The sequence below is a fragment of the Micromonospora sp. NPDC049114 genome, assembly GCF_040648635.1.
Lineage (GTDB): Bacteria > Actinomycetota > Actinomycetes > Mycobacteriales > Micromonosporaceae > Micromonospora.
The window spans coordinates 1-25924 of record NZ_JBEZEA010000014.1 but is presented as its reverse complement, the minus strand read 5'-3'; the positions used below and the strand labels follow the sequence as shown (position 1 = coordinate 25924).

At 74.2% G+C, this 25924-nt stretch carries 22 protein-coding genes and 1 pseudogene; 7 read left to right on the top strand and 16 right to left on the bottom strand.

What is annotated here, in order from left to right; all coding sequences use genetic code 11:
* Nucleotides 1–7: 7 nt before the first annotated feature.
* The 3 genes from AB0B39_RS28130 to AB0B39_RS28120 are packed head-to-tail and all read right to left on the bottom strand — an operon-like array spanning nucleotide 8 to nucleotide 3722.
* Nucleotides 8–1261 carry a CoA transferase gene (locus AB0B39_RS28130; RefSeq protein WP_357490433.1) on the bottom strand — a complete coding sequence of 418 codons (1254 nt, stop codon included), beginning with the start codon at nucleotides 1259–1261 and terminating at the stop codon, nucleotides 8–10.
* A gap of 5 nt (nucleotides 1262–1266) precedes the next feature.
* A complete protein-coding gene (locus AB0B39_RS28125) occupies nucleotides 1267–2406 on the bottom strand; it encodes a steroid 3-ketoacyl-CoA thiolase (RefSeq protein WP_357490431.1) in 1140 nt (379 codons plus the stop codon).
* Between the two features lie 41 nt (nucleotides 2407–2447).
* Complete coding sequence (locus AB0B39_RS28120; RefSeq protein ID WP_234585006.1) at nucleotides 2448–3722, bottom strand: cytochrome P450; 1275 nt, start codon at nucleotides 3720–3722, stop codon at nucleotides 2448–2450.
* A 78-nt stretch (nucleotides 3723–3800) separates the two neighbouring features.
* Here AB0B39_RS28120 and AB0B39_RS28115 point away from each other — a divergent pair, with 78 nt between their 5' ends.
* From AB0B39_RS28115 to AB0B39_RS28105, 3 genes are read left to right on the top strand one after another with little or no spacing between them, the layout of a single operon-like run.
* Nucleotides 3801–5012, top strand: coding sequence for a cytochrome P450 (locus tag AB0B39_RS28115; protein WP_357490429.1), 1212 nt, complete (start codon nucleotides 3801–3803; stop codon nucleotides 5010–5012).
* Nucleotides 5009–6217 (top strand): cytochrome P450, encoded by a 1209-nt coding sequence (locus AB0B39_RS28110; RefSeq protein ID WP_357490428.1) that lies wholly within the window; start codon nucleotides 5009–5011, stop codon nucleotides 6215–6217. Before AB0B39_RS28115 ends, AB0B39_RS28110 begins: the two co-directional genes overlap by 4 nt.
* 23 nt (nucleotides 6218–6240) lie before the next feature.
* Nucleotides 6241–8490, top strand: coding sequence for a xanthine dehydrogenase family protein molybdopterin-binding subunit (locus AB0B39_RS28105; protein ID WP_357575818.1), 2250 nt, complete (start codon nucleotides 6241–6243; stop codon nucleotides 8488–8490).
* Nucleotides 8491–8746: 256 nt separating this feature from the next.
* Here AB0B39_RS28105 and AB0B39_RS28100 read toward each other — a convergent pair whose 3' ends face one another.
* Genes AB0B39_RS28100 through AB0B39_RS28090 form a run of 3 tightly spaced genes read right to left on the bottom strand, consistent with a single transcriptional unit; the run spans nucleotide 8747 to nucleotide 11017 of the window.
* Nucleotides 8747–8941, bottom strand: a complete 195-nt coding sequence (locus AB0B39_RS28100) for a ferredoxin (RefSeq protein WP_234584997.1) — start codon at nucleotides 8939–8941, stop codon at nucleotides 8747–8749.
* 3 nt (nucleotides 8942–8944) lie between these two features.
* The gene (locus tag AB0B39_RS28095; RefSeq protein ID WP_357575817.1) at nucleotides 8945–9970 is read right to left on the bottom strand and encodes a methyltransferase; all 1026 of its coding nucleotides are present in this window, start codon (nucleotides 9968–9970) and stop codon (nucleotides 8945–8947) included.
* A 9-nt stretch (nucleotides 9971–9979) separates the two neighbouring features.
* A complete protein-coding gene (locus tag AB0B39_RS28090; protein WP_357575816.1) occupies nucleotides 9980–11017 on the bottom strand; it encodes a methyltransferase in 1038 nt (345 codons plus the stop codon).
* Nucleotides 11018–11111: 94 nt separating this feature from the next.
* On the opposite strand from AB0B39_RS28090, the gene AB0B39_RS28085 reads away from it, so the two are divergent.
* Nucleotides 11112–12704, top strand: coding sequence for an AMP-binding protein (locus AB0B39_RS28085; RefSeq protein ID WP_357575815.1), 1593 nt, complete (start codon nucleotides 11112–11114; stop codon nucleotides 12702–12704).
* A gap of 42 nt (nucleotides 12705–12746) precedes the next feature.
* Here the strand turns inward: AB0B39_RS28085 and AB0B39_RS28080 are convergent, their stop codons facing one another.
* Genes AB0B39_RS28080 through AB0B39_RS28070 form a run of 3 tightly spaced genes read right to left on the bottom strand, consistent with a single transcriptional unit; the run spans nucleotide 12747 to nucleotide 15938 of the window.
* Nucleotides 12747–13883, bottom strand: coding sequence for a class I SAM-dependent methyltransferase (locus AB0B39_RS28080; protein WP_357575814.1), 1137 nt, complete (start codon nucleotides 13881–13883; stop codon nucleotides 12747–12749).
* Nucleotides 13880–14185, bottom strand: a complete 306-nt coding sequence (locus AB0B39_RS28075; protein WP_007460186.1) for a phosphopantetheine-binding protein — start codon at nucleotides 14183–14185, stop codon at nucleotides 13880–13882. Before AB0B39_RS28075 ends, AB0B39_RS28080 begins: the two co-directional genes overlap by 4 nt.
* Nucleotides 14186–14210: 25 nt before the next feature.
* Nucleotides 14211–15938 (bottom strand): AMP-binding protein, encoded by a 1728-nt coding sequence (locus AB0B39_RS28070; protein ID WP_357575813.1) that lies wholly within the window; start codon nucleotides 15936–15938, stop codon nucleotides 14211–14213.
* A 91-nt stretch (nucleotides 15939–16029) separates the two neighbouring features.
* Here AB0B39_RS28070 and AB0B39_RS28065 point away from each other — a divergent pair, with 91 nt between their 5' ends.
* Nucleotides 16030–17181, top strand: coding sequence for an acyl-CoA dehydrogenase family protein (locus AB0B39_RS28065; protein WP_357575812.1), 1152 nt, complete (start codon nucleotides 16030–16032; stop codon nucleotides 17179–17181).
* A 60-nt stretch (nucleotides 17182–17241) separates the two neighbouring features.
* On the opposite strand, the gene AB0B39_RS28060 is transcribed toward AB0B39_RS28065, so the two are convergent.
* Complete coding sequence (locus AB0B39_RS28060; protein WP_357575811.1) at nucleotides 17242–18639, bottom strand: LLM class flavin-dependent oxidoreductase; 1398 nt, start codon at nucleotides 18637–18639, stop codon at nucleotides 17242–17244.
* Nucleotides 18640–18698: 59 nt separating this feature from the next.
* On the opposite strand from AB0B39_RS28060, the gene AB0B39_RS28055 reads away from it, so the two are divergent.
* Nucleotides 18699–19781, top strand: a complete 1083-nt coding sequence (locus AB0B39_RS28055) for a methyltransferase (protein ID WP_357575810.1) — start codon at nucleotides 18699–18701, stop codon at nucleotides 19779–19781.
* Nucleotides 19782–19792: 11 nt separating this feature from the next.
* Complete coding sequence (locus AB0B39_RS28050) at nucleotides 19793–20275, top strand: VOC family protein (protein WP_357490411.1); 483 nt, start codon at nucleotides 19793–19795, stop codon at nucleotides 20273–20275.
* 134 nt (nucleotides 20276–20409) lie between these two features.
* On the opposite strand, the gene AB0B39_RS28045 is transcribed toward AB0B39_RS28050, so the two are convergent.
* The 6 genes and pseudogenes from AB0B39_RS28045 to AB0B39_RS28020 form a co-directional block, all read right to left on the bottom strand.
* The gene (locus tag AB0B39_RS28045) at nucleotides 20410–22101 is read right to left on the bottom strand and encodes a carbamoyltransferase C-terminal domain-containing protein (protein ID WP_357575809.1); all 1692 of its coding nucleotides are present in this window, start codon (nucleotides 22099–22101) and stop codon (nucleotides 20410–20412) included.
* A 28-nt stretch (nucleotides 22102–22129) separates the two neighbouring features.
* Entirely contained in the window at nucleotides 22130–22633 is a 504-nt protein-coding gene (locus tag AB0B39_RS28040) for a (2Fe-2S)-binding protein (protein ID WP_357490408.1), read from the bottom strand.
* Nucleotides 22630–23460, bottom strand: a complete 831-nt coding sequence (locus AB0B39_RS28035; protein WP_357575808.1) for an FAD binding domain-containing protein — start codon at nucleotides 23458–23460, stop codon at nucleotides 22630–22632. The genes AB0B39_RS28040 and AB0B39_RS28035 overlap by 4 nt, the downstream gene beginning before the upstream one ends.
* Nucleotides 23457–24233 carry an alpha/beta fold hydrolase gene (locus AB0B39_RS28030; protein ID WP_357575807.1) on the bottom strand — a complete coding sequence of 259 codons (777 nt, stop codon included), beginning with the start codon at nucleotides 24231–24233 and terminating at the stop codon, nucleotides 23457–23459. The genes AB0B39_RS28035 and AB0B39_RS28030 overlap by 4 nt, the downstream gene beginning before the upstream one ends.
* Complete coding sequence (locus AB0B39_RS28025) at nucleotides 24230–25417, bottom strand: Gfo/Idh/MocA family oxidoreductase (protein ID WP_357575806.1); 1188 nt, start codon at nucleotides 25415–25417, stop codon at nucleotides 24230–24232. The genes AB0B39_RS28030 and AB0B39_RS28025 overlap by 4 nt, the downstream gene beginning before the upstream one ends.
* Nucleotides 25414–25924 (bottom strand): annotated as a pseudogene (locus AB0B39_RS28020) (hypothetical protein); the annotation flags it as partial. The gene AB0B39_RS28025 and the pseudogene AB0B39_RS28020, both read right to left, overlap by 4 nt.

The window sequence follows — 25924 nt, the reverse complement described above, 5'->3', positions numbered from 1 at the left end:
CCCCTGCTCATCCGATGGCCCGTTGCGCGCGCAGCCGGTCCCGCGTGGCCGCGTCGACGCCCACCTCGTCGAGGACCCGGTCGGTGTCCGCGCCGGGCTCGGGGGCGCCGGAGCGGACGGCTGTCGGTGTCCGGGAGAACTTGACCGCCGGCCCGGTCAGCGGCGCGGTGCTGCCGTTGGACAGCACCGTCTCCTGCACCATGGCCCGGGCGTGGACCTGCGGGTCGGTCGCGGCCTCGGCGAAGGTCCGTACCCGCTCGGCGGTGATCCCGTTGGCGTCGAGGGTGTCGACCACCTCGGCGCACCTCCGCCCGGCGCACCAGTCGGCGACCACCGCGTTGACAGTGGCGCGGTTGTCGCGGCGTTCCTCGTTCGTCGCGTACCCGGGTGCCCGGGCCAGTTCCGGACGGCCGACGACCTCGGCCAGGCGACGCCAGGAGCGGTCCAGGGGGACCGCCACGTAGACGTGGCCGTCGGCGCACCGGAAGCAGCCGGCGGGCACCACGAAGTCGGCCTGGTCGCCCCAGCGGCGCAGCGGCACCCCGGTCGCGCCGAGGGTGAGGTAGCCGTTGCTGGAGAACAACAGCGAGTCGAGCATGCTCACGTCGACGTGCTGACCCTCGCCGGTGTGGTCGCGGTGGCGCAGCGCGGCGAGCGCGCCGATCACCGCGTGCAGTCCGGCGAGGTCGTCGGCGAGGAACGTGGGCGCCTTCAGCGGAGCGCCGTCGGGTTCGCCGTTGAGCGCCATCCAGCCGGCGGCGGCCTGGGTGGTCGGGTCGTACCCGGGTCGCTGCGCGTCGGGGCCGTACTGGCCGTAGCCGGAGACGGAGACCAGCACCACGTCCGGCCGGACGGCCCGGCACGCCTCATAGCCGACGCCCCAGGCATCCAGGGTGCCGGGCTTGTAGTTCTCCACCACCACGTCGGCGGTGGCGACGAGCCGCAGGAAGACCTCGGCCGCGCCGGGGCGGCGCAGGTCGAGCCCGATGCTGCGCTTGTTGCGGTGCACGCTCTGGCGGAACCAGGACAGGCCGGTGCCGGGAATGTCCGGGGGCATCAACCCCTCCCGATTGCCGGGCATCTCCACCCGCAGGACGTCCGCGCCGAGGTCGGCCAGGACGCAACTCGCGATCGGGCCGGACCAGACCTTCGTGACATCCAGGACGCGTACGCCGTGCAGCGGCCCGGTCAGGTCGTGGCGGGCGTCGGCGTAGAACGCCGCGGCGTCGCGGACGGGCGCGGTGCGCGTCTCGGTGTCCATGGCGGCTACTCCCGCACCAGCAGCGACGCCGTGCCGAGCGAGCCGCCGCAGCACATGGTGACCAGGGCGGCCTCGGAGTCGGCGCGTTCCAGCTCGTGCAGGGCGGTCACCAGCAGCCGGGTGCCGCTGCTGCCCAGCGGGTGCCCGAGCGAAATCGCGCCGCCGTTGACGTTGACCCGGTCCAGGTCGGCGTCGTGGTGCGCGGCCCAGGACAGCACGACCGCCGCGAAGGCCTCGTTGACCTCCACGACGTCGATGTCGTCGAGGGTCATGCCGGCGCGCTTGAGCAGCTTGCGGGTCGCCACGGTCGGACCGTCGAGCAGGAAGTAGGGGTCGGCGCCGGTGACGACCTGGTGCGCCAGCCGGGCCCGGGGCCGCAGGCCGTGCGCGTCGGCCCGCTCCCGCGACATCCACAGGATCGCCGCGGCGCCGTCGGAGATCTGCGAGATGGTACCGGCGGTGTGGATGCCGTCCGGGAGCACCGGCCGCAGGGCGGCGAGCCCTTGCGCGCTGGTGTCGCGGATGCCCTCGTCGGCGTCGACCGACGTGCCGTCGGGCAGCGGCACCGGCGTGATCTCCCGGTCGAAGCGGCCCTCGGCGCGGGCCTGCGCCGCACGCTGCTGCGAGCGCAGCCCGTAGGCGTCGGCGTCCGCGCGGGTCAGCCCCTGCCGGGCCGCGATCCGCTCGGCGCCGCCGAACTGCGCCTTCGGCGGATCGTCGTACGGGTAGTCGGGTGTCTTGTAGTGGCCAGGCCCCTGGTAGAGGTTGGTGCCGACGGGCACCCGGCTCATCGACTCCACGCCGCAGGCGATGCCCACGTCGATCGCGCCGGCGGTGATGAGCGCCGCGATCAGGTGGTTGGCCTGCTGCGCGGAGCCGCAGGAGGTGTCGACTGTGCTCGCCGCGACCTCGTAGTCGAGGCCACTGTTGAGCCAGGCGTTGCGGGTGACGTTCAGGCTCTGCTCGCCTACCTGCGTGACGCAACCGCCGATGATCTGATCCACCTCGCCGGGGGCGACGCCGGAGCGGCGCAGCACCTCGACCTGCACGTGTCGCAGCAGCTGCACGGCCTTGAGGCCGGACAGCGCACCCTCGCGCCGGCCGATCGGCGTCCGCACCGCCTCGACGATCACCGCCTCCGGCATGGACTCCCCCTCCTGGTCGGCGCGTGGTGGTTCGCGGGTGCTCAGGCCGGTACGAGCCGGACGCGCAGCTCCTCCAGGCCCCGGAAGGTGCTGCTGTGCCGCCATTCGAGGTCGATCTCGTCGGCGTCCGGGTCGGCCAGCTCGATGACCGCGAACCGGTCCACCAGGCGGCGGAAGGCGATCTGCCCCTCGGCCCGGGCGAGCTGCGCGCCGAGGCAGTGGTGTGGCCCCCAGGCGAACGACAGCGGCGTCTCCGGCGGTTCGGCGCCGGCGAAACGGGCGATGTCGAGCCGGTCCGGGTCGGCGTAGCGGGCCGGGTCACGGTTGGCCGCGCCGATCAGGGTGATGACGTGTTCGCCGCTTTTGAGCGGGGTGCCGTCGACGAAGGTGGTGTCCTCGAAGGCGGCACGCCCCAGCACGTGCACCGGGGAGTCGAAACGCAGCAGCTCCTCGACCGCGGAGCGGGTCAGCTCCGGTTCGGCGCGCAGCCGCTGCAACTGCTCGGGGTTGCGGCACAGCGCGTGCGTGCCGAGCCCGATCAGGTCGGTCATGGTCTGAAAGCCCGCGCCGAAGAGCAGCACGATCACCTGGATCAGCTCGTCGACCGAGAGCCGGTCACCGTCGATCTCGACCTGGCCGAGCGCGGACGCGAGGTCGTCGCGGGGATCCTCGCGGCGCTTGCGGACCAGGTCGGCGAAGTACTCCTCCATCTCGCCGAGCGCCTGGTCGGACGCCTTGAGCACCTCCTCGGGCGCGAAGATCTCCAGTCCGCCGGACGCGGCGCGGGTGAGCCGGCGCAGCAGCGGCCAGTCCTCCGGCGGCACGCCGACCAGCTCGCCGATCACCATGACCGGCAGCGGGAAGCCGAACGAGCCGACGATGTCGACCTCGCCGCCGCCGGGGCCGATGCGGGCGGTGATGTCGTCGAGCAGCCCGTCGACGAAGGTGGTCAGTCGGGGGCGCAGGGTCTCGGTGCGTCGCGGGGTGAACACCCGGCTGACCAGCCCGCGCAGCCGGGTGTGCTCCGGCCCGTCGAGGAACAGCAGGGTGCGGGCGCCCTCGCGGCCCCGGGAGTCGCCCATGCGGGGGCGTTGCGCGGACTTGTCCAGCGACGGGTTGCGCAGCGCGGCCCGGCAGTCGTCGTACGCGGTGAGCACCCAACCCACACCCTGACCGGGCTGTTCCATCCGGTACTTCGGCGCCGCGGTCCGCAGCGCGTGGTAGTGCGGGTACGGGCTGCTGACGGTGGCCGGGGCCTTCATCAGCAACTCCATCGCGATGATCCGGGGGTCAGCGCTCACCACGGTCTCGGTCATGGCTCGGAAGCCTAATAGTGTTTCGCGTATCTCGGAAGTACTTGTTTCTCGTATCTTTGGTTGCGCATACTGGCGGGCATGACCTCGGCCCGTACCGGCATGCCGCCGAGATTCGACGCCCGTGACCCCGCAGTGGTGGCCGACCCCTACCCCACCTACGCGGCGCTGCGAGCGGCCGGCCCGCTGTGCCGGATGGGCCCGGGCAGCTGGGGTGTCACCCGCTACGCCGACGTCGCCCGGCTCGTCCGCGACCCGCGCCTGGGCAGCGAGTTCCCGGCCGCCTACCACCGGATGTCGGCCGGCGACGGCGCGGCCGGCGACTTCTTCGGCAGCATCATCCTCTACCGCGACCCGCCCGAGCACGGTCGACTGCGGCGCCTGATGGCCAAGGCGTTCAGCCCCGCCCTGGTGCGCCGGCTACGCCCCCGCATCGAGCAGATGGTCACCGAGCTGCTCGCCCCGGCGAGGAGCACCGGAGGTTTCGACGCCGTCTCGGATCTCGCTTTTCCCCTGCCGGTGATGGTGGTCTGCGCCCTGATGGGCATCCCGCCGGCCGACCACGAGCGCATCCGCCCGTACGCGCTGGACCTGAGCAAGGCGTTCGCCGCGATCGTGCCCGACGACGACCGGCCGGCCGCCGACCGGGCGGTCGAGTGGCTGCGCGGCTACCTCGGTGAGATCCTGCAGCGGCGTCGCGCCGAACCCGGCGAGGATCTGCTGTCCCGGATGCTGGCCGCGACCGACGACGACGGCGCCGTGCTCGGCGACGACGAGATCGTGGACAACGCGGTCTTCGCCTTCTTCGCCGGCTTCGAGACCACCACCAACCTGATCGCCACCGGGGTGGCCGCCCTGCTCGACCACCCCGACCAGCTCGCCCTGCTCCGGTCGGACCCGACCCTGACCCCCCGGGCCGTCGAGGAGTTCCTGCGCTACGACGCCCCGATCCAGGGCGTCGCCCGCCTCGCCCGCGAGGATCTGGACGTCGGCGATCGCACCATCCGCGCCGGACGCGTGCTGATCCTGCTGCTGGGCAGCGCCAACCGCGACCCCGACCAGTTCGCCGCGCCGGACCGCCTCGACATCACCCGCGCCCAAAACCCGCACCTGTCCTTCGGCGGCGGCATCCACCACTGCCTCGGCGGCTACCTGGCCCGGGTGGAGGCACAGGTCGCGTTCGAGACCCTGCTGCGCACCTTCGGCACGCTGACCCCGGCCGGCCCGGCCCGCCGGCAGACCGACGGGACGCTGCGCTCGTACGCCAGCGTGCCCGTGGCGGTGCGGCCGTGAGCCCCGCCGGTCGCGTCCTGCCGGCGCGGATGGACCCGCTCGCGCCCGAGGTCGTCGCCGACCCCTACCCGACGTACGCGCGGATGCGCGCGGCCGGCCCGCTGTGCCGTTTCGGGCCGGCGAGCTGGGGCGTGACCCGGCACCGGGACGTGGCCGCGCTGCTGCGCGACCGCCGACTGAGCAACACCTTCCCGGAGGACGACCCGCAGTTCCGGATGGCGCAGGACCTCTCCCGCGAGGTGTTCCGCCGCATCATCCCCACCCGCGACCCGGACGACCACAGCCGGCTGCACCAGCAGATCGTCCGCGCGTTCAGCCCCGGCGTGGCCCGGCGCACCGCCAGCCGCATCGGCGACCTCGTCGACGAGCTGCTCGCCCCGACCCTGGACACCGGCCGCCTGGACGCCGTCGCCGACCTGGCCTTTCCGGTCGCCGCGACAGTCGTGTGCGAACTGATCGGCCTGCCGGCCGCCCGCACCCGCGCCGAGGTGTGGCCCCGCTCGGCGGCACTCGGCCGGGCCTTCACGCCGTTCCTGCCCGAGGCCGACCGCGCGGCGGCCGACGAGGCCCTCGCCTGGCTGCGCGGGTACGTCCGCGACCTGCTCGCCGACCGACGCGCCGACCCCGACGGCGACCTGCTCGACCGGATGCTCGCCGTGGCCGACCCCGCCGAGGGCATCGAAGAGGTCGTCGACAACATCGTCTTTCTCTGCTTCACCGGCTACGAGACGACAATGAACATGGTCTGCACCGGCAGCATCGCCCTGGCCGACCGGCCCGACGAGTGGCGTCGGCTGCGCGCCGACCCGTCGCTGGCCGCCACCGCCGCCGAGGAGTTCGTCCGGTTCGACGCCCCGATCCAGTACACGGCGCGGCTGGCGTTGGCGCCGATCCCGGTCGGCGACCGGGTGATCCGGCCCGGCCGGTCGGTCTTTCTCCTGCTCGGCTGCGCCAACCACGACGAGGACGTCTTCGCGGACCCCGGTCGCATCGACATCGGCCGGCACCCCAACCCGCACGTCGGCTTCGGCGGGGGCGTACGCGGCTGCCTCGGTGCCGCGCTGGCCCGCATCGAGGGAGCTGTCGTCTTCGAACGGCTCGCGCGCCGGCTCACCGACATCGACCTGGCCGCCGAACCGGTCCGCGAGCCCAGCGCCCTCTTCCGGTCGTACGCGTCGATCCCGCTCGCCGTCACCCCTGCCTGAGCGGGCGGAACCAGGAGTCGCAGATGTCACTGATCGGACGACCGGTCCGGCGCACCGAGGACCGCGCCCTGCTCACCACCGGCGGCACGTACGTCGACGACGTGCTCGTGCCCGGCTCGCTGGAGCTGGTCGTCGTCCGCTCGACGGTGGCCCACGGCCGGTTGCGGCGCGTGGACACCGAGGCCGCGCGCCGGGCGCCCGGCGTGGTCGCGGTGTTCACGGCGGCGGACGTGGACCTGGCGCCGCTGCCGCCCGAGGCCGGGGTGCTGAACCAGAAGATGACCACCCCGGTGCTCGCCGACGACGTGGTGCGCTTCGTCGGCGAACCCGTCGCCGCGGTGCTGGCGACCAGCCGCGCCGAGGCGGTCGACGCCGCCGCCCTCGTCGCGGCCGACATCGCGCCCCTGCCGGTGCTCGTCGACCCCGAGGAGGCCGTCACCGACGAGCTGGTGCTGCACCCCGAGGCCGGCACGAACATGGTGCTCAAACTGGGCTTCCGACGCCCGGCCGGCCGCGCCGAGCTGCACGAGGGCGCCGAGGTGGTCGTCCGGCAGCGGATGCGCAACCCCCGGGTGGCGCCCTGCCCGCTGGAGGCCCGCGCCGGGCAGGCCGAGTGGGGGCCGGACGGACTGCGCTACCGCGCCGGCAGCCAGGCCGTGCACCTGTGGCGGGGCCAGCTCGCGGCGGCCCTCGGCGAGCCGGAGGACCGGGTCCAGGTGGTCAACGGCGACGTCGGCGGGGCGTTCGGCTCCAAGGCGTTCGCCAGCCGGGAGGACGTCCTCGTCGCCTGGGCCAGCCGTCGACTCGGCCGCCCGGTGCGCTGGGCGGAGACCCGCAGCGAGAGCATGACCGCCGCCGGGCACGGCCGCGCCCAGCACCAGAGCGCCGAGCTGGGCGGCACCCGCGACGGGCGGATCGTGTCCTACGCGCTGGAGGTCGTGCAGGACGCCGGGGCGTACCCGCGCATCGGCGCGATCCTGCCGTTCTGGACCCGGACGATGCTCACCGGCCCGTACGCGATCAGCCGGGCGAAGTTCAGCTCGTCCAGCGTCACCACCACGACCACCCCCGTCGTGTCGTACCGGGGCGCCGGGCAGCCGGAGGCCGTCGCCGCGCTGGAGCGGATGGTCGACGTGTACGCGGCGGAGATCGGCCTGGACCCGGCCGAGGTGCGCCGGCGCAACCTGCTGCCGCCGGAGAGCTTCCCGGTCACGACGATCACGCGCGCCCGCTACGACACCGGCGACTATCCGGCGGCGCTGGAGCGGGTGCTCGCCGAGGCCGACTACCCGGCGTTGCGCGCCGAACAGGCGGCCCGCCGCGAGCGCGGCGACGTCCAGCAGCTCGGCATCGGCCTGTCCACCTTCGTGGAGATCACCGGCGCGGACACCCGCAGCGAGTACGCCTCGATCCGCGTCGACGACACCGGCCGGTTCACGGTTGGGTCCGGCACCTGCCCGCACGGGCAGGGCCACGTCACCGCGTGGGCGATGCTCGCCGCCGACGTGCTCGCCGTGGCGCTGGCCCGCGTCGACGTCCGCCACTCCGACACCGCGACGATCGGCGCGGGCGGCGGCACCGGCGGGTCCCGGTCGTTGCAGACCGGCGGCATGGCCGTCCGCGAGGCGGCCCTGGCCCTGGTGGAGCGGGGCCGGGACGCGGCGGCCGGACACCTGGGCGTGGCCCGCGACGAGGTGGAGTACACCGCGGGACGTTTCCGCTCGACGGCCGGGCACGTCGTCTACTGGGCCGAGCTGGCCTCCGCCAACGACCTGTCCGTGGAGGCGACCTTCCAGCCGTCCGCCGCGACCTGCCCGTTCGGCGCGCACCTGGCGGTGGTGCTGGTCGACACCGAGACCGGTCAGGTGACCCTGCGCCGGGCGGTGGCCGTCGACGACGCGGGCGTGCTGCTCAACCCGCTGCTGGCCGAGGGGCAGGTGCACGGCGGCCTGGCGCAGGGCGCCGGCCAGGCGCTGGTGGAGGAGATCCGCTTCGCCGCCGACGGCACACCCCTGCACGGTGACCTGCACCGGTACGCCATGATCGGCGCGGCCGAGCTGCCCTCCTTCGAGACGGTCGCGATGCAGACCCCCACCCCGGTGAACGCGTTGGGCGCCAAGGGCCTGGGCGAGTCGGGGGCGGTCGGGTTCCCGCCGGCGGTGCAGAACGCCGTGGTCGACGCCGTCCGCCACCTGGGCGTGCGGCACATCGACATGCCGATGACCGCCGAGCGGGTCTGGACGGCCATCCAGGAGGCGTACGCCGTCCGCTAGCGCCGACGCCACCGCGCTCCGCGGCCGGCGGGCGGCGGACGGCGGCGGGCGGGGGATGCTCAGGCCCGTCCTTTGCTCTGCTTCAACCCACGCAACACCACGCGTCCGGTATCCGGACACCGGGTGTTGCCTCCGTTGAAGCAGAGCAAAGGATCCGATGCGCAGGCGTAGCCCCTACGTCCTCGACCCGGTGCAGGCACCGGGCGTGCCGGGCTCGGGCGTGCCGGGATCGGACGTGCCGGGATCGGACGCGTCGTCAGTCGTCCACGACGGACAGCGCCTGCTTCGGGCAGCGGCGGGCGGCCTCGCGTACCCGGTTGGCAAGCGAGCCTTCCAGCGGCTGTTCGGTGATGTGCAGACGGTCGTCCTCACCGACGTCGAACACCTCCGGGGCCTGCCCCACGCAGACCGCGTTGCTCTCGCAGCGGGAGAAGTCCACGACCAGTCGCATCGCTCACGCCTCCGTCTTCGCGATGATCTCGAGGATGGGGAACATCATGGTGGGCACGCTGCGCGCCAGCCGCAGGTCGGCGGCGTCCAGCAGCCGTTCGATGTGCTCGCGCGAGCGCGCGCCACCGCCGACCATGGCCAGCAGGAGCAGGTCGTAAAGGCGGCCCACGTCGAAGCGGTCGCCGGCCTCGACCACCGGCTCCAGCACCAGCAGCCGGCTGTCGGGCCGCATCGCCGCGCGCACGGCGCTCAGCAGCCGTACGGCGTTGTCGTCGTCCCAGCCGTAGAGGATCCGCTTGAGCAGGTACGCGTCCGCGCCGGCCGGGATGGTCTCGAAGAAGCTGCCGCCGGTCACCGTGCACCGCTGGGCCACGCCGAGCTTCTGCAGCACCGGTTCGGCCTCGGCGACCACGTGTGGCAGGTCGAACAGGGTGCCCTGCAACTGCGGGAAACGGGCCATGATGCCGCCGAGGAAGGCGCCGTTGCCGCCGCCGACGTCGACGACTGTGGTCAGCTCACCCCACGGGTACGCGGGCAGCGCGGCCCGCAGCTCCAGCCGCGTGGCCGCCTGCTGGGAGGCGTCGAAGCGGGCGCTGTCGTGCGGATGGGCGGCCATGTACGGCCAGTAGCCCTCGGGGTGGACCTGGTCGAACGACGCCTGACCGGTGCGGATGCTGTGGTCGAAGTGGGCCCACGCCTCGATGTCGGGTTCGAGCAGCGGGTACGCGTCGCGCAGCGACAGCGGGTGGTCGGTGCGCAGCGGCTCGGCGAGTTTGGTCAGGCCGAACACCTCGGGCTCGACCTCGGTGAAGATGCCCTTGCCGGCCAGTGCCCGCAGGGCGCGCAGCAGCGACGGGGCGTGCGCGCCGGTGGCCTCGGCCAGCTCGCTCACCGGCCGCGGCCCGTCGACGAGCTGGTCGGCGACGCCCAGCTCGGCGACCGCGCGCACGGTGAACGGCACGATGTAGTCGGCCAGCTCGGTCAGTCGGAACACCGACTCGATGTCGATCCGGGGTCGGCTCGGGGCCATCGATACCTCCTAGGGGGATGTCAGCTGCGGCCCGGCGGGACCGGCGGCGATCACGGTGAGCGTGGGTGTGGCGACGACCCGGTCCAGCCGCAGGCCGGCGCCGGCCAACAGGTCGACGAGGTCGTCGCGGGTGCGGTGCCGACCGCCGGTGAGCACCAGGGTGTGCAGGTCGACGAGCTTGGCGACGTCGAAGACGTCGCCGGTGGGGATGATCGCTTCCAGCAGCAACAGCCGGCTCTGCGGGCCCATCGCCGCGGCGATCCGGCGCAGGATGGTCGTGGCGTCGGCGTCCTCCCAGCCGGGCAGGATCGTCTTGAGCACGTACAGGTCGGCGCCGGCCGGCAGTGGATCGAAGAAGCTGCCGGCCACGATCCGGCACCTGTCGGCCACCCCGGCCCGGTCGAGCAGGGCCGGCGCGGCCGCCACCACGTGGGGCAGGTCGAGCAGGGTGCCGTTCAGGTGCGGGCAGCGGCTGAGCAGGCCGGCCAGGAACGCGCCGTCACCGCCGCCGACGTCGACGACGTGGCCGGCCTGCGCCCACGGCCACGCCGGCAGCACGGTGCGCAGGTGCAGCCGGGTCAGGCTCGACATCCAGCGGTCGACGGCGAGGCTGTCGGCCCGATGCCCGGCCAGGTAGGACCAGTAGTCGGTGCCGTGGACGCGGGGGAAGGCGGCCTCCCCGGTGCGCAGGCACCGGGTGAGCCCGGCCCAGGCGCGCACATCCGCGGCCATCAGGGGGTACGCGTCGCGCAGCGACAGCGGGTGGTCGGTGCGCAGCGGCTCGGCGAGTTTGGTCAGGCCGAACACCTCGGGCTCGACCTCGGTGAAGATGCCCTTACCGGCCAGCGCCCGCAGGGCGCGCAGCAGCGACGGGGCGTGCGCGCCGGTGGCCTCGGCCAGCTCGCTGACCGGGCGCGGCCCGTCGACGAGCTGGTCGGCGACGCCGAGCTGGGCGATCACCCGGATGGTGAACGGCACGATGTAGTCGGCGAGTTCGGTGAGCCGGGTCAGCGCACCGAGGTCGGTACGGGGCCGCGCCGCCAGCATCAACCGCCTCCACTATCACGTGTCTTGTATCTCGTGTATCTGCACACTAGCTTGTGAGCGGGTCGCTGTCACCGTCGTTCACGGGAGGCACGGGATGCTGGACGGATGTGTGAGCTGGCCGCGGGAGCTGGCCGAGCGCTACCGCGCGCAGGGCTACTGGCGCGGCGAATCCCTCGCTGACCTGGGCCGGGAGTGGGCACGGACCGACCCGGAGCGCGCCGCGCTGGTCACCGACGGGCAGCGGCTCAGCTACGGCGACCTCGACCGCCGGGCCGACCGGATGGCCGCCGGGCTGCGCGCCCACGGCATCGGCCGGCACGACCGGGTGGTGGTCCAACTGCCCAACAGCGTCGAGTTCGTGGTGCTGTGCCTGGCCCTGTTCCGCCTGGGCGCGCTGCCCGTGCTGGCCCTGCCGGCGCACCGGCGCGCGGAGATCGGCCACCTGTGCGCCCACACCGAGGCGGTCGCGTACGTGACGGTCGACCAGGTCCAGGGCTACGACCTGCGCAAGCTCGCGGCCGACGTACGGGCCGAGACGCCGTCGCTGCGGGAGGTGTTCGTCGTCGGGGACCCCGGCGAGTTCACCGCCCTGTCCGACGTGGACGCCGATCCGGTGCCGCTGAGCGCCCCGGACCCGTCGGAGGTCGCGTTCTTCCTGCTCTCCGGGGGCTCGACCGGACTGCCGAAGCTGATCCCCCGCACCCACGACGACTACGCGTACCAGCTGCGGGCGACCGCCGCGGCGATGGGTTTCGGGCCGGACGGGGTGTACCTCGCCGCGCTGCCGGTCGCCCACAACGCGGCGCTCGGCTGCCCCGGCGTCCTCGGTGCGCTGCGGGTCGGCGCCACCGCCGTGCTGGCCGGCAGTCCCAGCCCGGATGAGGCGTTCCGACTGATCGCCCGCGAGCGGGTCACCCTGACCACGCTGATGCCGCCCTTTCTGCCGCTGTGGGCCGACCTCGCGCCGGTGCTCGGCGCCGACCTGAACGGCCTGGTGGTCGAGGTCGGTGGCGCCAACCTCAGCCCGGCGGTCGCCGAGCGGGTGACCCGGGAGCTGGGGATCCGGCTGGCGCACTTCTTCGGCATGGCCGAGGGCCCGATCTGCTGCACCCGCCCGGACGACCCGCCGGAGCTGGCCGCGCACACCCAGGGGCGGCCCCTGTCGGCCGCGGACGAGTTCCAGGTGGTCGACGACACCGGCCGGCAGGTCGCGGCCGGCGAGGTCGGTGAGTTGATCGTGCGCGGCCCGACCACCCTGCGCGGCTACTACCGGGTGCCGGAGTACAACGCGCACACCTTCACCCCGGACGGCTTCCTGCGCACCGGTGACCTGGTCCGCTGGACCCCGACGGGTGAGCTGGTCGTGGTCGGCCGGATCAAGGAGGTCGTCAACCGGGGCGGCGAGAAGGTGCCGGCCGGCGAGGTCGAGGAGCACCTGCTCGCCCACCCGGCGGTCCGCGAGGTCGCCGTGCTCGCCGTCCCCGACCGGGTCCTGGGCGAGAAGACCTGCGCGGTGGTGGTGCCCCGCGCCGACGCCCCCACCCTGGGTCAGCTGCGGGACTTCCTCACCGGGCGGGGGCTGGCCGCGTACAAGCTGCCGGACCGGTTGGAGCTGCGCACGGCGCTGCCGCACACACCGGTGGGCAAGGTGGACAAGCGGGCCCTCGGCGCCGAGCTGGCGGGCTGAGCCGGGGCGGGGGACGGCGTCGCCGCCCTCCCCCGCCCCGCTTCAGCCGCTCAGGTGGTACAGCCGGTGGAACCTGTCGTCCACCGGCACGATCTGCACGTCGGCGAAGCCGGCCTCGGTGGCGAACCGGCGGACCTGCGCGGGGCGCAGGACCGTGCCGCTGGCCGTCGAGTCGGGTCCGGCCAGCCCGGCCGGTAGGCAGTGCAGCACGCTTGTGGCGTACTGGAAACGCTCGATCTCGTCGCCGGGTGCGACGAACCGGTGCGCCACCTTGGCGTCGAGCACCAGCACCGCGCCGCCGTCGGCGCGCAGCCGCCGGCACGCCCGCAGCACCGACACCGGCTGACTCATCTCGTGCAGCGCGTCGAAGACGCAGACCAGGTCGTACCGGCCGGCCAGCTCCGGGTCCACGGCGTCGCGCCGGTGGAACCGCACCCGGTCGGCCACGCCGGCGGCCGCGGCGTTCGCCTGCGCGGCGGCCACCGTCGGCGCGTCCAGGTCGTAGCCGTCGACCTCGGCGAGGGGGTACGCGCCGGCCAGCGCGATCGCCGCCCAGCCCGCGCCGCAGCCGATGTCGGCGATCCGGCCCGGCGCGGTGGCGAGCCGCTGGTGCACCTGCGGCAGCGCCGAGGAGAGCCAGCCGGGCAGGGAGTACGTGAACAGCGCCCGGTTGGCGCCCGAGTGCCCGTGCCGCCAGTCGTCGCCGTACACCTCGTCGGGCACCCCGGCGCCGGTGCGGTACGCGTCGAGCAGCGCGGGCAACGCGCCGGCCACCCCGCCCAGCGGCAGCATGGTCAGCGACACCAGCGACAGCGGGCTGTCCGAGGCGAGCAGCACCTCGGCGTGTCCCGGCGGCAGCCGGTAGACCCGCCGCTCGGGAGCGGCCGTCACGTCGTCCACCTCGATGAACCCGGCGACGGCCTGCTGTTCCAGCCACTCGCGCGCGTACCGGCTGTCGATCCCGGTACGCGCGCACAGCTCCGCCACGTCGGCCGGACCGCGATCGAGCGCCTCGTACAGCCCCAGGCGGGCACCGAGGTAGCCGGCCAGCAGCTCCTGGGTGTGCAGCATGGCCAGGAACAGCCGCAGCGACAACGCCCGGGCCCGCTGGTCCGACTCACCAGGCGTCGGAGGGCGCAGTGTCGCCGCGCCCGGTGCGTTCCCCGGGCGGCCGGTCAACTGGCCAGCTCGCCGCGCGAGCGCAGAATGTCCTTCACGTGCTCCACCACCGCGTCGATCGTGACGATCTTGCGGGCGGTCGTCTCGTCGATCGGCGGCAGCTCGAACTCGTCCTCCAGGGTGAAGGCCAACTCCAGCAGCGCGAGGGAGTGGAAGCCGAGGTCCTCGACCAGCCGCGAGTCACCCGCCCCCTCGGTCTGCTCCGGGTTGGGCGCCAGTTCGGTGACGATCGCCGTCACCGAGTCCCGCACCTCCGCCTCGGTCCGCACCTCGGCTGTCGTCGACCTGGTCGCGTCGGTCATTCCCTGCCTCCTGTCCGAACGTCCCTCAGGACGCCGTCGTCGTCTGCTCGGTCTGGTCCCGCTGACCGGCCGCTCCCGTGGTGACCACGGTGCCGGGCAGCCGGTCATCGACGAACGCCTGCCACAGCTGGCGTCGTTTGGGTTTGCCACTGGAGGTGCGGGCGATGGTGCCGCGTGGCGCGTCCACGATGACGACCTGCGCGCCCTCCGCCCGGCGGCGCAGCTCCCGCTCCGCCTGGGCCAGCCACTCCGGCTGGGCCTGCTCGAACACGGCCACGACTGTCGCGGTGCCGCCCCGGTGGCCCAGCAACGCGGCCATTCGCTGCGCCGGCACGCCGGGGCGGCAGATGGCCCATTCGAGGTCCTCGGCGAAGACCGCCCGGCCGCGTACCTTCATGCTGTCGCCGAGGCGGCCCAGCACGTGCAACTGCCCGTCGTGCAGGAACCCGGCGTCGGCGGTGCGCAGCACCCCACCGCCCAGCGCGGTCTGCGACGCCGAGTCGTCGGTGTTGACGTACCCCTGCGCGACGGACGGGCCGTGCACCTCGATCTCGCCGACCACACCGTCCGGCAGGGGCGTGCCGGCCTCGTCCACGATCCGCACCCGCACCCCGGTCAGCGGTCGGCCGCAGCCCACCACCGGGTACGCCTCGACGCCCCCGTCGACGTCCTCGCCCGGCTCCGGGACGGCCCGTGCGCCCAGCCGTAGCCGGTCGGGGCGCAGCTCGACGGCGTGGTACAGCTCGTCGAGCGGCAGCCCGGTGACGGCCAGGGTCGCCTCCGCCAGCCCGTACGCGGGCAGCAGCGCGCGGCTGTCGAAGCCGTGCGGGCCGAGCAGCGCGCAGAAGCGGCGCAGCGCCTCGGCGTCGACGCGTTCGGCGCCGACGATGACCGCGCGCCAGGCGGAGAAGTCCAGCCCGGTCAGCGCCTCGGGGCGTACGCGGCGGGCGATGTACTCCAACCCGAAGTTCGGCATCGACGTCAGCCGCGCGCCACGCTCCCCGAAGCAGCGCAGGTAGCGCCCGGGGTTGCGGACGAACTCCTCCGGCGGCATCAGCCACAGATCGCTGGTGTTGACCACCGGTGTGACGAGGCAGCCGATGAGCCCCATGTCGTGGTGCACCGGCAGCCAGGACGCGGTCGGGTCGTCGGAGGTCATCGCCAGCCACCGTCGGATCGCCGCGACGTTGGCGGCCAGCGCGGCGTGCGGCACCTGCACGCCGCGGGCGCGGCCGCTGGAGCCGGACGTGAACTGCAGCAGCGCGAGCGGGCCGGGCGCCGCGACCGCTGCGCGGGAGCCACCGGCGGCGTCGGCCAACTCGTCGGCGCTCAGCACGCGCCCGACCCCGGCGGCGGCGGCCAGCGGCGCGATCGCGGCGGTGAGGGTGGACGCGCACACCACGACCCGGGGCGCGGCGGCGCGCAGGAGGCCCGACACGTGCTCGCCGTAGACCGCGCGGTCCTGGAAGTTCAGCGGCGGGGCGATCGGTGAGGGCGCCGCTCCGGCGGCCATCGCGGCGAACAGCGTGGCGACGAAGTCGGGGCCGGCGGGCTCGACGATGGACACCACGTCACCGGGGACCACCCCGACCGCCCGCAGGCCGGCCAGGATCACCCGGGTCCGGTCGGCCAGCTCGGCGTACGACAGGAAGGTCCAGTCGTCCCCGCCGGCGGCGAAGTGCACGCCCCGATCCTGCCGGGGATGCTCCAGCCAGCTCAGCAGCGGCGATTCCGCGGCGGCGCGTTCGGTCATCGGCCCGTCACCTCCTCCCCAGTACGTCTATCCGAGATTGATAGCAGATACAAGGCTAAACAAGATACGAGGAAGGCGATAGAGTCCAACCGTGACCAGTACGCTTCCCCGCGTCGACGGACTGCTCCCCGCGCTCGCCGAGCGGGCGGCCGAGATTGACCGGGCGGGCCGGGTCCCCGAGGACGTTCTCGCCGAGCTGAGCGCCGCGGGCTGCCTGCGGATGCTGGTGCCGGCCGCGTACGGCGGCGCGGACCTGCCGCTGGCTGAGGCGCTGCGCGTCATCGAGCAGCTCGCCACGGCGGACGCCTCCACCGGCTGGCTGATCGGCCAGGTCGGCCTGGCCCACCTGCTGTTCGCCTGCTTTCCCGAGGCCGCCCGCGACGAGATCTACGCGCACGGCCCGGACGTGCTGGGCGCCGGCGCGGTCGCGCCGAAGGGCCGGGCCGCCCCGGACGGCGCGGGCGGCTGGCGGGTCAACGGCCAGTGGCCGTTCGTGACCGGCAGCCCCCAGGCCAGCTGGATCTACCTGAACTGCATCGTGCTCGACGGTCGGACCCCCCGCACCCTGCCCAACGGGGCTCCGCTGACCCGGATGGTGCTCTTCCCCGCCGCCGAGCTGGAGCAGGTCGACACCTGGCAGGTGCTGGGCCTGCGCGGTACGGCCAGCCAGGACGTGCGGGCGGCCAGCCGGATCTGCCCCGAGCACCGCGGCTTCAGTCTGGTCGGCGACGGCGACGACGTGCGCCGCACGGTCTTTCGCATCGCCCAGGCCGGGCTGCTCATCGCCGCCGTCGACCTCGGCATCGCCCAGGGGGCCGTGCACGACGCGGCGGCACACGCCGCCGCCGGCCGCCGCCGGACGTTCAGCACCCGCTCGCTGGCGGACTCCCCGGTGTTCCACGACCGGCTGGGCGAGGCCCACGTGGCCCTGCGCGCGGCCCGGGCGCTGCTGCACCGCGAGGCGGCCGGGGCCTGGGAGACCGCGCGGCGCGGCGAGGTGCTCAGCGCGCTGGACCGCGCCTGCCTGCGGGCCACCGCGACGCAGGTCACGGCCACCGCGCTACAGGCCGTGCAGACGGCGTACGCGCTGGCCGGGGCGTCGACGGTGTTCGACTCGTCGCCGCTGCAACGGCGGCTGCGCGACATCAACACCGCTACGCAGCACTTCGTCAACAGCCGCGACAGCTACGCCACGGTCGGCGCGCTGCTGGCCGGCGCGGACGTCGACACCACGATGTTCTGACGGCGCGACAGCTGGCGACCCTGCCTTCCGCGGGTCCGAACTGGCCGTGAACTCGGCGGGTCAGCCGCGCGCCGGCGCGGGTTCGGCCGGCGCCTGCGGGTCCCGGGCCGGCACCCGGGCCGGCACGGAGGCGCCCGCGCCGAAGTAGCGCTCCCGCAGCGTCCGCTCCGCCGGGTCGTACGCGGTGCGGAACAGTCCTCGGCGCTGCAACTCCGGCACCAGCAGGTCGCAGATGTCGTCGATGCCCTGGGTCGTCGGGCACGGGATCAGGTTGAAACCGTCCACGTCGGCCACCGCGCACCACTCCTCCATCCGGTCGGCGACCTGCTCGACAGTGCCGAAGAGGGTCACCGGCGCCCCGGTGCGGGGCCGGCGGGCGGTCGCCACCAGGTAGCGCACGTCGCCTACCGTCCAGGTGCGCTCGGGCCCGAGCCGGCGCAGGAAACCCACGAAGCTCTGGCTGCCCTGCCCGGCGATCTCCGCCACCGGCGTCTCGTCCGGGTACGCCGCGAGGTCCACGTCCATCCAGCCGCACCACTTGGCGAGCTGGCCCTCGCCGCTCCACAGCGCCACGTACTCCTCGGCACGCCGGCGGGCCTCCGCCCGGGTCGGCGCGACCATCACCATGCTGCCCTGCAACGCCTTGACCGAGCGCGGGTCGCGGCCGTGTGCGGCCACCTCGGCGCGCAGCCGGGCCACCTGCGACGCGCCGCTGGCCGGATCCGCCATGGTCAGGAAGACCACCTCGGCGTGCCGGGCCGCGAAGGTCATGCCCCGCCCGGACGCCCCGGCCTGGTAGAGCACCGGGGTGCGCTGCGGCGACGGTTCGCACTGGTGCGGGCCCCGCACGGAGAACCAGCGTCCCTCGTGGCCGATCTCGCGCACCCGGTCCGGGTCGGTGAAGACGTTCGCCGCGACGTCGCGCCGGACCGCGTCGTCGTCCCAGCTGTCCTCCCACAGCCGCCGGGCCACCTCGACGTACTCGTCGGCCCGGTCGTAGCGCTCGTCGTGGTCCAGGTACGAGCCGAGCCCGTTCGCGGACGCGGACCGCAGATACGAGGTGACGATGTTCCAGGCCACCCGCCCGCCGGTGAGGTGGTCCAGCGAGCTGAACACCCGGGCGCACTCGTACGGGGCGTGGTACGTCGTCGAGTAGGTGACGGCGAGGCCCAGCCGGGAGGTGGTGGCCGCGATCGCCGGCAGCACCAGCAGCGGGTCGACCGACGGGATCTGCACCGCGTGCCGCACGGCGGCCTTCCAGGAGCCCTGGTAGACGTCGTAGGTGCCGTGCACGTCGGCGAAGAAGAGCGCGTCCAGGCAGGCGGCCTCCAGCCGGCGACCCAGCTCGACCCAGTAGCCGAGATCGCGGTAGCCGGTGGCGCTGCGGTCGGCGGGGTGCCGCCAGAACCCCTTGAACTGCGGTGACGGCGAGCACTGGGTGAACAGGTTCAGATGCACGTATCAAGTGTCTCGTATGCTATCTGGTATCGCAACGCTCGACCGGATACCGTACGAACATGCCCGTGACGCCTCGCATCGACCTCGCGTCGGTCACCCGCCTCACCGAACTGGCCGACTACATCGTTCCGTTCACCATCCGGGTCATGTGTGACCTAGCGGTCGCCGACCAGCTCATCGAGGGTCCGTTGCCTGTCGACGTGCTGGCCCGGCGCGTCGGCGCCGACCCCGGCGCGTTGACCCGTGGCCTGCGCGCGCTCGCCGGCCGGGGCATCTTCACCGAGGTCACTCCCGAGGTCTTCGGGCTCACCCCACTGGCCGAGCCGCTGCGCAGCGACCACCCCTTCTCGGTACGCGAGTGCTTCCCCCTCATGCCGCCGGACATCTACTCGTGGGCGCGGCTGACGCACAGCCTGCGCACCGGCGAGACCGCGTTCGGGCACGTGCACGGCGGCACGCGCTACTACGACCACTTCGCCGAGCACCCCTACGAGTGCGTCCGGTTCGAGCGGTCGGCCGAGAGCGTCAATCCGTTCGTGCTGCGCACCGTGGCGCCGGCGCTGGACCTGGGCACGGCCCGGACCCTTGTGGACGTGGGCAGCGGGCACGGCACCTTCGTCGCCGGCCTGCTCGCCCGCCACCGGGAGCTGCGCGCCATCCTGCTCGACCTGCCGCACGTGGTGACCGAGGCGCCGGCCGTGCTGGCCCGCGCGGGTGTCGCCGACCGGTGCGAGGTCCGCGGCGGCAGCTTCTTCGACCCGCTGCCCAATGGCGCCGACGTGTACCTGCTCAAGACGATCATTCACGACTGGCCGGACGAGCAGGCCGCCGCGATCCTGCGCAACGTCCGCGCCGCCGCCCGGCCCGACAGCCGGCTGGTCATCGTCGAGTCGGTGAGCCGCTACGGCAACCACGACGACACCGGCAAGGTGATGGACGTCAAGGCACTCGCGCTGTTCGGCGGGCGGACCCGTACCGAGCCGGAGTTCCGCGCGCTGCTCGACGACGCCGGGTTCCGGCTGTCGCGGATCACGCCGACCTCGTCGATGTCGGTCCTGGAGGCCGTGCCTGCGGTGCCCGCGCCCGACGCCGACCGGGGCACCGGCAGACCGGCCGTCGCGGCGGCCGGCCGGACGGCCTGAGGGGACCGGCGATGCCACGCCTGGACGGCCGCAACCACATCAACCTCACAGTCGTCGACCTGGAACGCAGCACCGCGTTCTACTGCTCGGTGTTCGAGATGGTGGTGGTCAACGACGTCACGCCACCCGAGTCCGGCTTCCGCTTCCGCACCCTGCTGCACACCGCGTCGTTCGCGTCGGTGGTGCTGGGCTGCGTCGAGGGCCAGGCCGAGGGTGACGTCGACGCCGACCGCTTCGACGAGCGGCGGCCCGGGCTGCATCACCTGGCCTACCACGTGCCCGAGCGCGCCGACCTGGACGAGTGGGTGACCCACCTGAACGCCGTCGGCGTCGCGCACTCCGGCATCACCACCTCCAAGCACGAGGCGGGATCGCAGATCTGGCTGCGCGACCCGGACAACATCTGGCTGGAGTTCTACTGGGTGAACCGGGACTTCTTCGTCGACCGGCTCCGCCAGGTGTGGCGGCGCGACCGCCGAACGACCCGCGCCTGACCCTGCCTCCACCCCGCGATCTTGCACTTTCTGCCCCGACATCCGGGGTGTTCCGCGCATATCCGCGACAGAAACTGCAAGATCGCGTGGGGGTGGAGGGCGTGGGGCCGCCCGGTCGGGCGGCCCCACGCACGTCACGCCGGCAGGTCTGCCTCGCTGCGGGCCACCACCGCGTCGCCGAGCACCAGCAGGTCGATCTCCTTGGCCCGGACGAAGGTGTCGACCGCGTCGGCTGCCGAGTTCACGATCGGGTCACCGGCCAGGTTGAACGACGTGTTGACCACCGCGGGTACGCCGGTGAGCTGCCGGAACTGCTCGATCAGCGCCCAGTAGCCGGGGTTGGTGTCGCGGTGCACGGTCTGCGGGCGGGCGGAGCCGTCCACGTGGGCCACCGCCGGAACCCGCAGCCGGGCGTCCGGGCGCAGCGACGCGGCGGCCAGCATGAACCTCGACGGTTCCCCGACCGGCCCCTCGATCAGCTCCGAGATGTGCTCGGCGAGGATGCTGGGCGCCACCGGACGCCACATCTCCCGGCCCTTGAGCACGTTCAGCCGTTCCAGGTTGCGCCGGGCTCGCGGATCGGCCAGCAGGCTGCGCGCGCCGAGCGCCCGCTGCCCGATCTCACCCCGGCCGCGCGCCCAGCCCACGATCCGGCCCCGGGCGAGTTCCCCGGCGACGCAGCGGGCCAGGTCGTCGTCGCCGAGGCGGCGGTGGGCCATGCCGGCGCGCGCGGCGGCCGCCTCGCCGGCCTCGGTGGTGATCGGCTGACCCCAGTACGCGTGGTCGAGGCGGGTGGGCGTGAACTCGCCGCACTCCCGCGCCGCTACCAGCGCCGCCCCCAGGGACACCCCCGCGTCGGTGGGCACCGGCGGGACGTAGACCCGGTCGAAGAGTCCACTGCGCACCAGCACGCCGATCATCGTGCAGTTCATCGCCACCCCACCGGCGAGCGCCAGGACCGGCGTGTCGACCCGTCGACGCAGATCCGCGGCCAGGGACAGCACCGTCTCCTCCAGCCCCTGCTGGATCGTCGCGGCGAAGTCCGCGTACGCGATGGGTTCCTCGCCGGTGCGCGGCGCGTACGGGAACAGCTTGCCGAACTCGGGTTTGAGCGACTCGGCGACGGCCGGGTAGTAGGCCATCAGCGGGCCGAGCGTCGCGGCGCGTCGGGTGGGGACCTCGGCGGTGGGTGTGCCGCGGACCAGCTCGTACCCGCCGGGAACTCCGCGCACCGGCGCACCGGGACCGGGCCTGCCGTAGGCGGCGAGGCCCATCAGCTTGCCGGTGCCCCAGTAGCCCAGCCCGGCCCACTCGGCGGCGGCGTTGTAGTAGAAGCCCAGCGACTGCTCCACGGGCCACTCCCGCAGGATCTCGATCTCGCCGTCGGCGTACCTGCCGATCGAGGTCGACTGCGTCTCGCCGGCGCCGTCGAGGACCAGGACCGCCGCCTCGTCGCAGTCGCAGCTGTACGCCGCGCTGGCCGCGTGCGCGACGTGGTGCGGCACCCAGCGGACCGCCGGCATGGTCAGGCCCTCGTCGTCGGGAAAGAGCATGGCCCGCAGCCCTTCGGTGGTGAACCGGCGGTTGCGGCCCAGCGGGATGTCCCGGAAGTCCCAGCCGATGGCGACGGTGTCCACCTCCTGCGGGCTGATACCCGCCATCGCCAGGCACGCGGCGATCGCCTCGGCGGGCGGCTGGCCCACCGCGTGCTTGCGGCGGCTGACCCGCTCCTGCTCGACCAGAGCGCAGAGCGCGCCGTCGCGGACCAGCGCGGCGCTGGAGTCGTGGAAGCCGATGTTCACCCCGAGTACGTAACGCGCCGACATGGTCGGCCTCCCTTCCGATCTCTGGCGGTCAGCCGGCCTGTCGGGCCCCGTCGAGGGCGAGCACGGCACGGACGATGTTGTGGTAGCCGGTGCAGCGGCACAGGTTGCCCTTGAGGGCGTGCCGCACGTCGTGCTCGGTGAGCGGCCCCGGGTTCTCCGCAAGCAGGCTCACCACCGCGAGGACCATCCCCGGGGTGCAGAAGCCGCACTGCAGGGCGTGGTGCTCCCGGAACGCCTCCTGCACCGGGTGCAGCCGGTCGCCGTCGGCGAGCCCCTCGGCGGTACGGATGTCGGCGCCGTCGGCCTGCGCGGCCAGCAGGGTGCACGACTTGACCGACCGTCCGTCGAACAGCACGGTGCAGGCGCCGCAGGAGGAGGTGTCGCAGCCCACCGTCGCGGCGGTCAGCCCCAACTCCTCGCGCAGCAGGTGCACCAGCAGGGTGCGCGCCGGCACCCGGCGGCTCTCCGGGCGCCCGTTGACGGTGGCGCTGACGGCGACGGTAGTCGTGCCGGGCCGGGCGTCGATGCTCATCGTGGTTCCTCCACCGTGGTGCCGGGATCGGTCAGGGCACGGGCCACCAGCACCCGGCTGAGGTGCCGCCGGTACGCGACCGCGGCCCGCGCGTCGTCGGGCGGGTCGCACCCCTCGTCGGCCCGCGCCGCCGCAACCGCGACACCGGCGCCCTGCGCGAGGGCCGACTCGACCCCGTACGCGCGCCGGATGGTCGGACCCATCCCGGCCAGCGCCACCCGGGAGTCGGCGACGGCGACGGCCACCAGCGACCACTCCAACGCCGGCCGGGCGAACGTCAGGTAGCGCCACCGCGCCGGGCCGGGCAGCGGCACCCGGACCTCGGTGACGAGTTCGTCGGGCCGACAGACCGTCACACCCGGCGCGACGGCCAGCTCGGCGACGGGCACCTGCCGTACGCCCGTCGCGCTGCGCAGCACCACCACGGCGTCCAGCGCGACCAGGGCCAGCGGCACGTCCGCGGCCGGGTCGGCCTGCGCCAGCGCCCCACCCACGGTGCCCAGGTGTCGCACCTGCCGGTCACCGACCGCCGCGGCCGCCACCGCCAGCAGCGGGGCGTGCCTGTCGACCAGCGGGTCATCCAGCAGCCGGTGATAGCGGGTCAGCGCGCCGACGGCCAGGTGGTCGTCGCGGTACGCCACGTACGACAGCTCGGTGACCCGGCCAAGGTCCAGCAGGGTGTCGACGCGGTCGCGGCGCAGCTTGAGCGCCGGCAGCAGCGACTGCCCGCCGGCCAGTGGCCGCAGCTGGTCGCCGTACGCCTGGCGCAGCTCCAGCGCCTCGGTGAGGTCCCGGGCGCGGTGGTAGTGCACGCTCGCCGGGATCACGGGCCGGCCGCCGACCAGGTGGGCACCGGGCTGCGGTGCGTGGCGCGCAGGATGGTGTCGATGAGCTGGTTGCGGCGTGCCAGCAGGTAGAAGTGCCCGCCGGGGAAGGTGTGCAGGGTGAACCCGCCCCGGGTGCGCGCCGCCCAGTCGCCGGCCTCGTCGGCGGTGACCTCGGGGTCGTCCGCGCCGACGCAGGCCAGCACCGGCGCGCGCAGCGGCACGGGTGGCTGCGGGCGGTACGTCTCGGCGATCCGGTAGTCGGCGCGCAGCACCGGCAGCGCGATGGCGCGTACCCCCTCGTGGTCGAGAGCCTCGCGGCCGGTGCCGCCGAGGCGGCCGGTCTCCGCCCACAGCGTGTCGTCGTCGGCGAGGTGCACGCTCGTGGCGCGCAGCCGACCCGGCCCGGGGCGACCGGACACGACAAGCGCCCGCAGCACGCTGCCGGGCCCCTCCAACCGGCGGGCCGTCTCGTACGCCACCGACGCGCCGAGGCTGTGCCCGAACAGGACCACCGGCGCGTCGGCCGGCAGCGCCCGCACCGCCTGCGCGACACCCTCGGCCAGGCTCGGCAGGTCGGCCGCGAACGGCTCGCCCGACCGGTCCATCCGGCCCGGGTACTGCACGCCGTGCACCTCGACGTCGTCGGGCACCTGCGCCGACCAGGACCTGTAGAACGCGGCGTTGCCGCCGGCGTGCGGGAAGCAGACCAGGCGCAGCCCGGGCCAGCGCAGCGGCCGGAAGCAGCGCAGCCACGTCCGCGCGACGGGGGTCACGGGCGCGCGCCGATCCGCTGCGGCGCCGCGCCGACCGGCGGGTCGACCGCCCCGGCCGCCGCGTCGGCCAGCTCGGCCACGTCGGACGCCACGAACATCCGCGGCGGTACGGAGTGCACCAGCTCGGGTGGCCCCAGCCGGGCCGTGACGTCCTGCCACAGCTGGCACAGGCTCAGGTGGTACTGGCCGTGGCGGGCCAGCTTCCTCCCGCCCAGCGCCGCGGCGTGCAGGTTGCCCAACGCGTACCCGACGCCGGCCGGCCAGACCTCCTCGAACACGCGGCGGTAGCTGGGCGCCACCGCGTCGGCCAGCGGCTGCGCGCTCGGCACGTCCAGGTGGTCCGGTTCGTCGCCGTCGCCGTCGCCGTCGGCGAAGTGCGGCCGGCCCACCCCCCGGTCCTGCACCTGCTGCGGGAAGTCCGGCCGGGGGCTCCACACCGTGGGCCCGTGCGTGCCGACCAGGGTCAGGTTGCCGGCCTCGGTGCCGATGGTCACCCGGTGCAGCAGGTGCGCGTAGTTGTCCGGGTCCGCCGGGTCCATCTGGTTCTGCACCCGCAGGGTCAGCGGCACACCGGCGAGCACCCCGTCGAGGCTGCGGAACGGCACGTCCACCCGGGACAGCCGGCGTACCTGCTCGGGCAGGTCGACCGCCGGGCCCAGCCCCCACGGCCGGACGCCGCCGAGGGCCTGACCGAGGATGTCCAGCAGCGCGTACGCGACCTGGAAGCCGCAGGCCGCGTCGACGTACCGGGCCGGCTGGCGGGCCAGCAGCGCCCGGGCGGCGGCGAGGAACCGGCGCACCGGCGCGGTGTGCACGTAGAACGAGTTCAGGTGGTAGACGACCCCGGCCCGGCCGGCGGTGCGCAGGCACTCGACCAGCTCGTCGTGGTGCAACGGATGCTCCTGCAACACGTGCAGGCCCCGCTGCATCAGTGCCCGGGCCACCTCGCCGCCCGGCCCGCCCAGCAGGCCACCACGGATGACCACGCAGGCCAGCGTCACGTCCTCGGGCACCTGGGCGACGTCGGTCCACAGCGGCACCCCGTAGTGCCGCGCGCAGGCCACCGACCGGGCGCTGCCCCCGGCGAGGATCCCGGCCAGCTCGAACGGGAAGTCCGGCTGCCGGAACGCCTGCAGGTACACCTGGCCGAACTTGGTGCCGGCGACCAGCACTCTCGGTTTCACGCCACCCCCTCCTCGATCAGGTCGTACGACCCCAGCGGGCCGTCCTCGACGCGCAGCGACGTGACCGCCGGACTCGTGCGCAGCACGTCCACCGCCCAGGCCGGGTCCACCGCCTCGGCCAGGTGGTGCACGCCCGGTGGCACGTCGCCGGCGGCGACCGCCAGGGCGCCGAGGGCGACCGCCGCGCCGGTGAGCGCGTTTGCGCCGGTCCCCCGGCAGGCCAGCACGCGCGCGCCCGCCGGGCCGGCCAGCTCGACGACCAGCACCTGGTAGCGGGGTCGACCGAAGGTGTCCAGCTCGGCCGCCCGGCACAGCTCGGCGGCCGCGTCGGCGAGCTGCGCCGCCGTCGCGCCGTCGCGCGCCCGGCGGGCGCCCGCGGCGAGCGCCGCCGGCAGCCGGCGGCCGGCGAACGCCGACCCCCCGGCGACGGCGGTGGGGCCGAGCCGGCGGGCGGCCCGCGCGGGCTCGGTGCTCAGGTACGGCGGCACCCGCACCGGCGCGTCGGAG

Bases quoted from the DNA above. Each gene is read 5' to 3' on its own strand.
- AB0B39_RS28130 (WP_357490433.1), bottom strand. From the start codon at position 1,261: ATGGACACCGAGACGCGCACCGCGCCCGTCCGCGACGCCGCGGCGTTC.
- AB0B39_RS28125 (WP_357490431.1), bottom strand. From the start codon at position 2,406: ATGCCGGAGGCGGTGATCGTCGAGGCGGTGCGGACGCCGATCGGCCGG.
- AB0B39_RS28120 (WP_234585006.1), bottom strand. From the start codon at position 3,722: ATGACCGAGACCGTGGTGAGCGCTGACCCCCGGATCATCGCGATGGAG.
- AB0B39_RS28115 (WP_357490429.1), top strand. From the start codon at position 3,801: ATGACCTCGGCCCGTACCGGCATGCCGCCGAGATTCGACGCCCGTGAC.
- AB0B39_RS28105 (WP_357575818.1), top strand. From the start codon at position 6,241: ATGTCACTGATCGGACGACCGGTCCGGCGCACCGAGGACCGCGCCCTG.
- AB0B39_RS28100 (WP_234584997.1), bottom strand. From the start codon at position 8,941: ATGCGACTGGTCGTGGACTTCTCCCGCTGCGAGAGCAACGCGGTCTGC.
- AB0B39_RS28095 (WP_357575817.1), bottom strand. From the start codon at position 9,970: ATGGCCCCGAGCCGACCCCGGATCGACATCGAGTCGGTGTTCCGACTG.
- AB0B39_RS28090 (WP_357575816.1), bottom strand. From the start codon at position 11,017: ATGCTGGCGGCGCGGCCCCGTACCGACCTCGGTGCGCTGACCCGGCTC.
- AB0B39_RS28085 (WP_357575815.1), top strand. From the start codon at position 11,112: ATGCTGGACGGATGTGTGAGCTGGCCGCGGGAGCTGGCCGAGCGCTAC.
- AB0B39_RS28075 (WP_007460186.1), bottom strand. From the start codon at position 14,185: ATGACCGACGCGACCAGGTCGACGACAGCCGAGGTGCGGACCGAGGCG.
- AB0B39_RS28070 (WP_357575813.1), bottom strand. From the start codon at position 15,938: ATGACCGAACGCGCCGCCGCGGAATCGCCGCTGCTGAGCTGGCTGGAG.
- AB0B39_RS28055 (WP_357575810.1), top strand. From the start codon at position 18,699: ATGCCCGTGACGCCTCGCATCGACCTCGCGTCGGTCACCCGCCTCACC.
- AB0B39_RS28050 (WP_357490411.1), top strand. From the start codon at position 19,793: ATGCCACGCCTGGACGGCCGCAACCACATCAACCTCACAGTCGTCGAC.
- AB0B39_RS28045 (WP_357575809.1), bottom strand. From the start codon at position 22,101: ATGTCGGCGCGTTACGTACTCGGGGTGAACATCGGCTTCCACGACTCC.
- AB0B39_RS28040 (WP_357490408.1), bottom strand. From the start codon at position 22,633: ATGAGCATCGACGCCCGGCCCGGCACGACTACCGTCGCCGTCAGCGCC.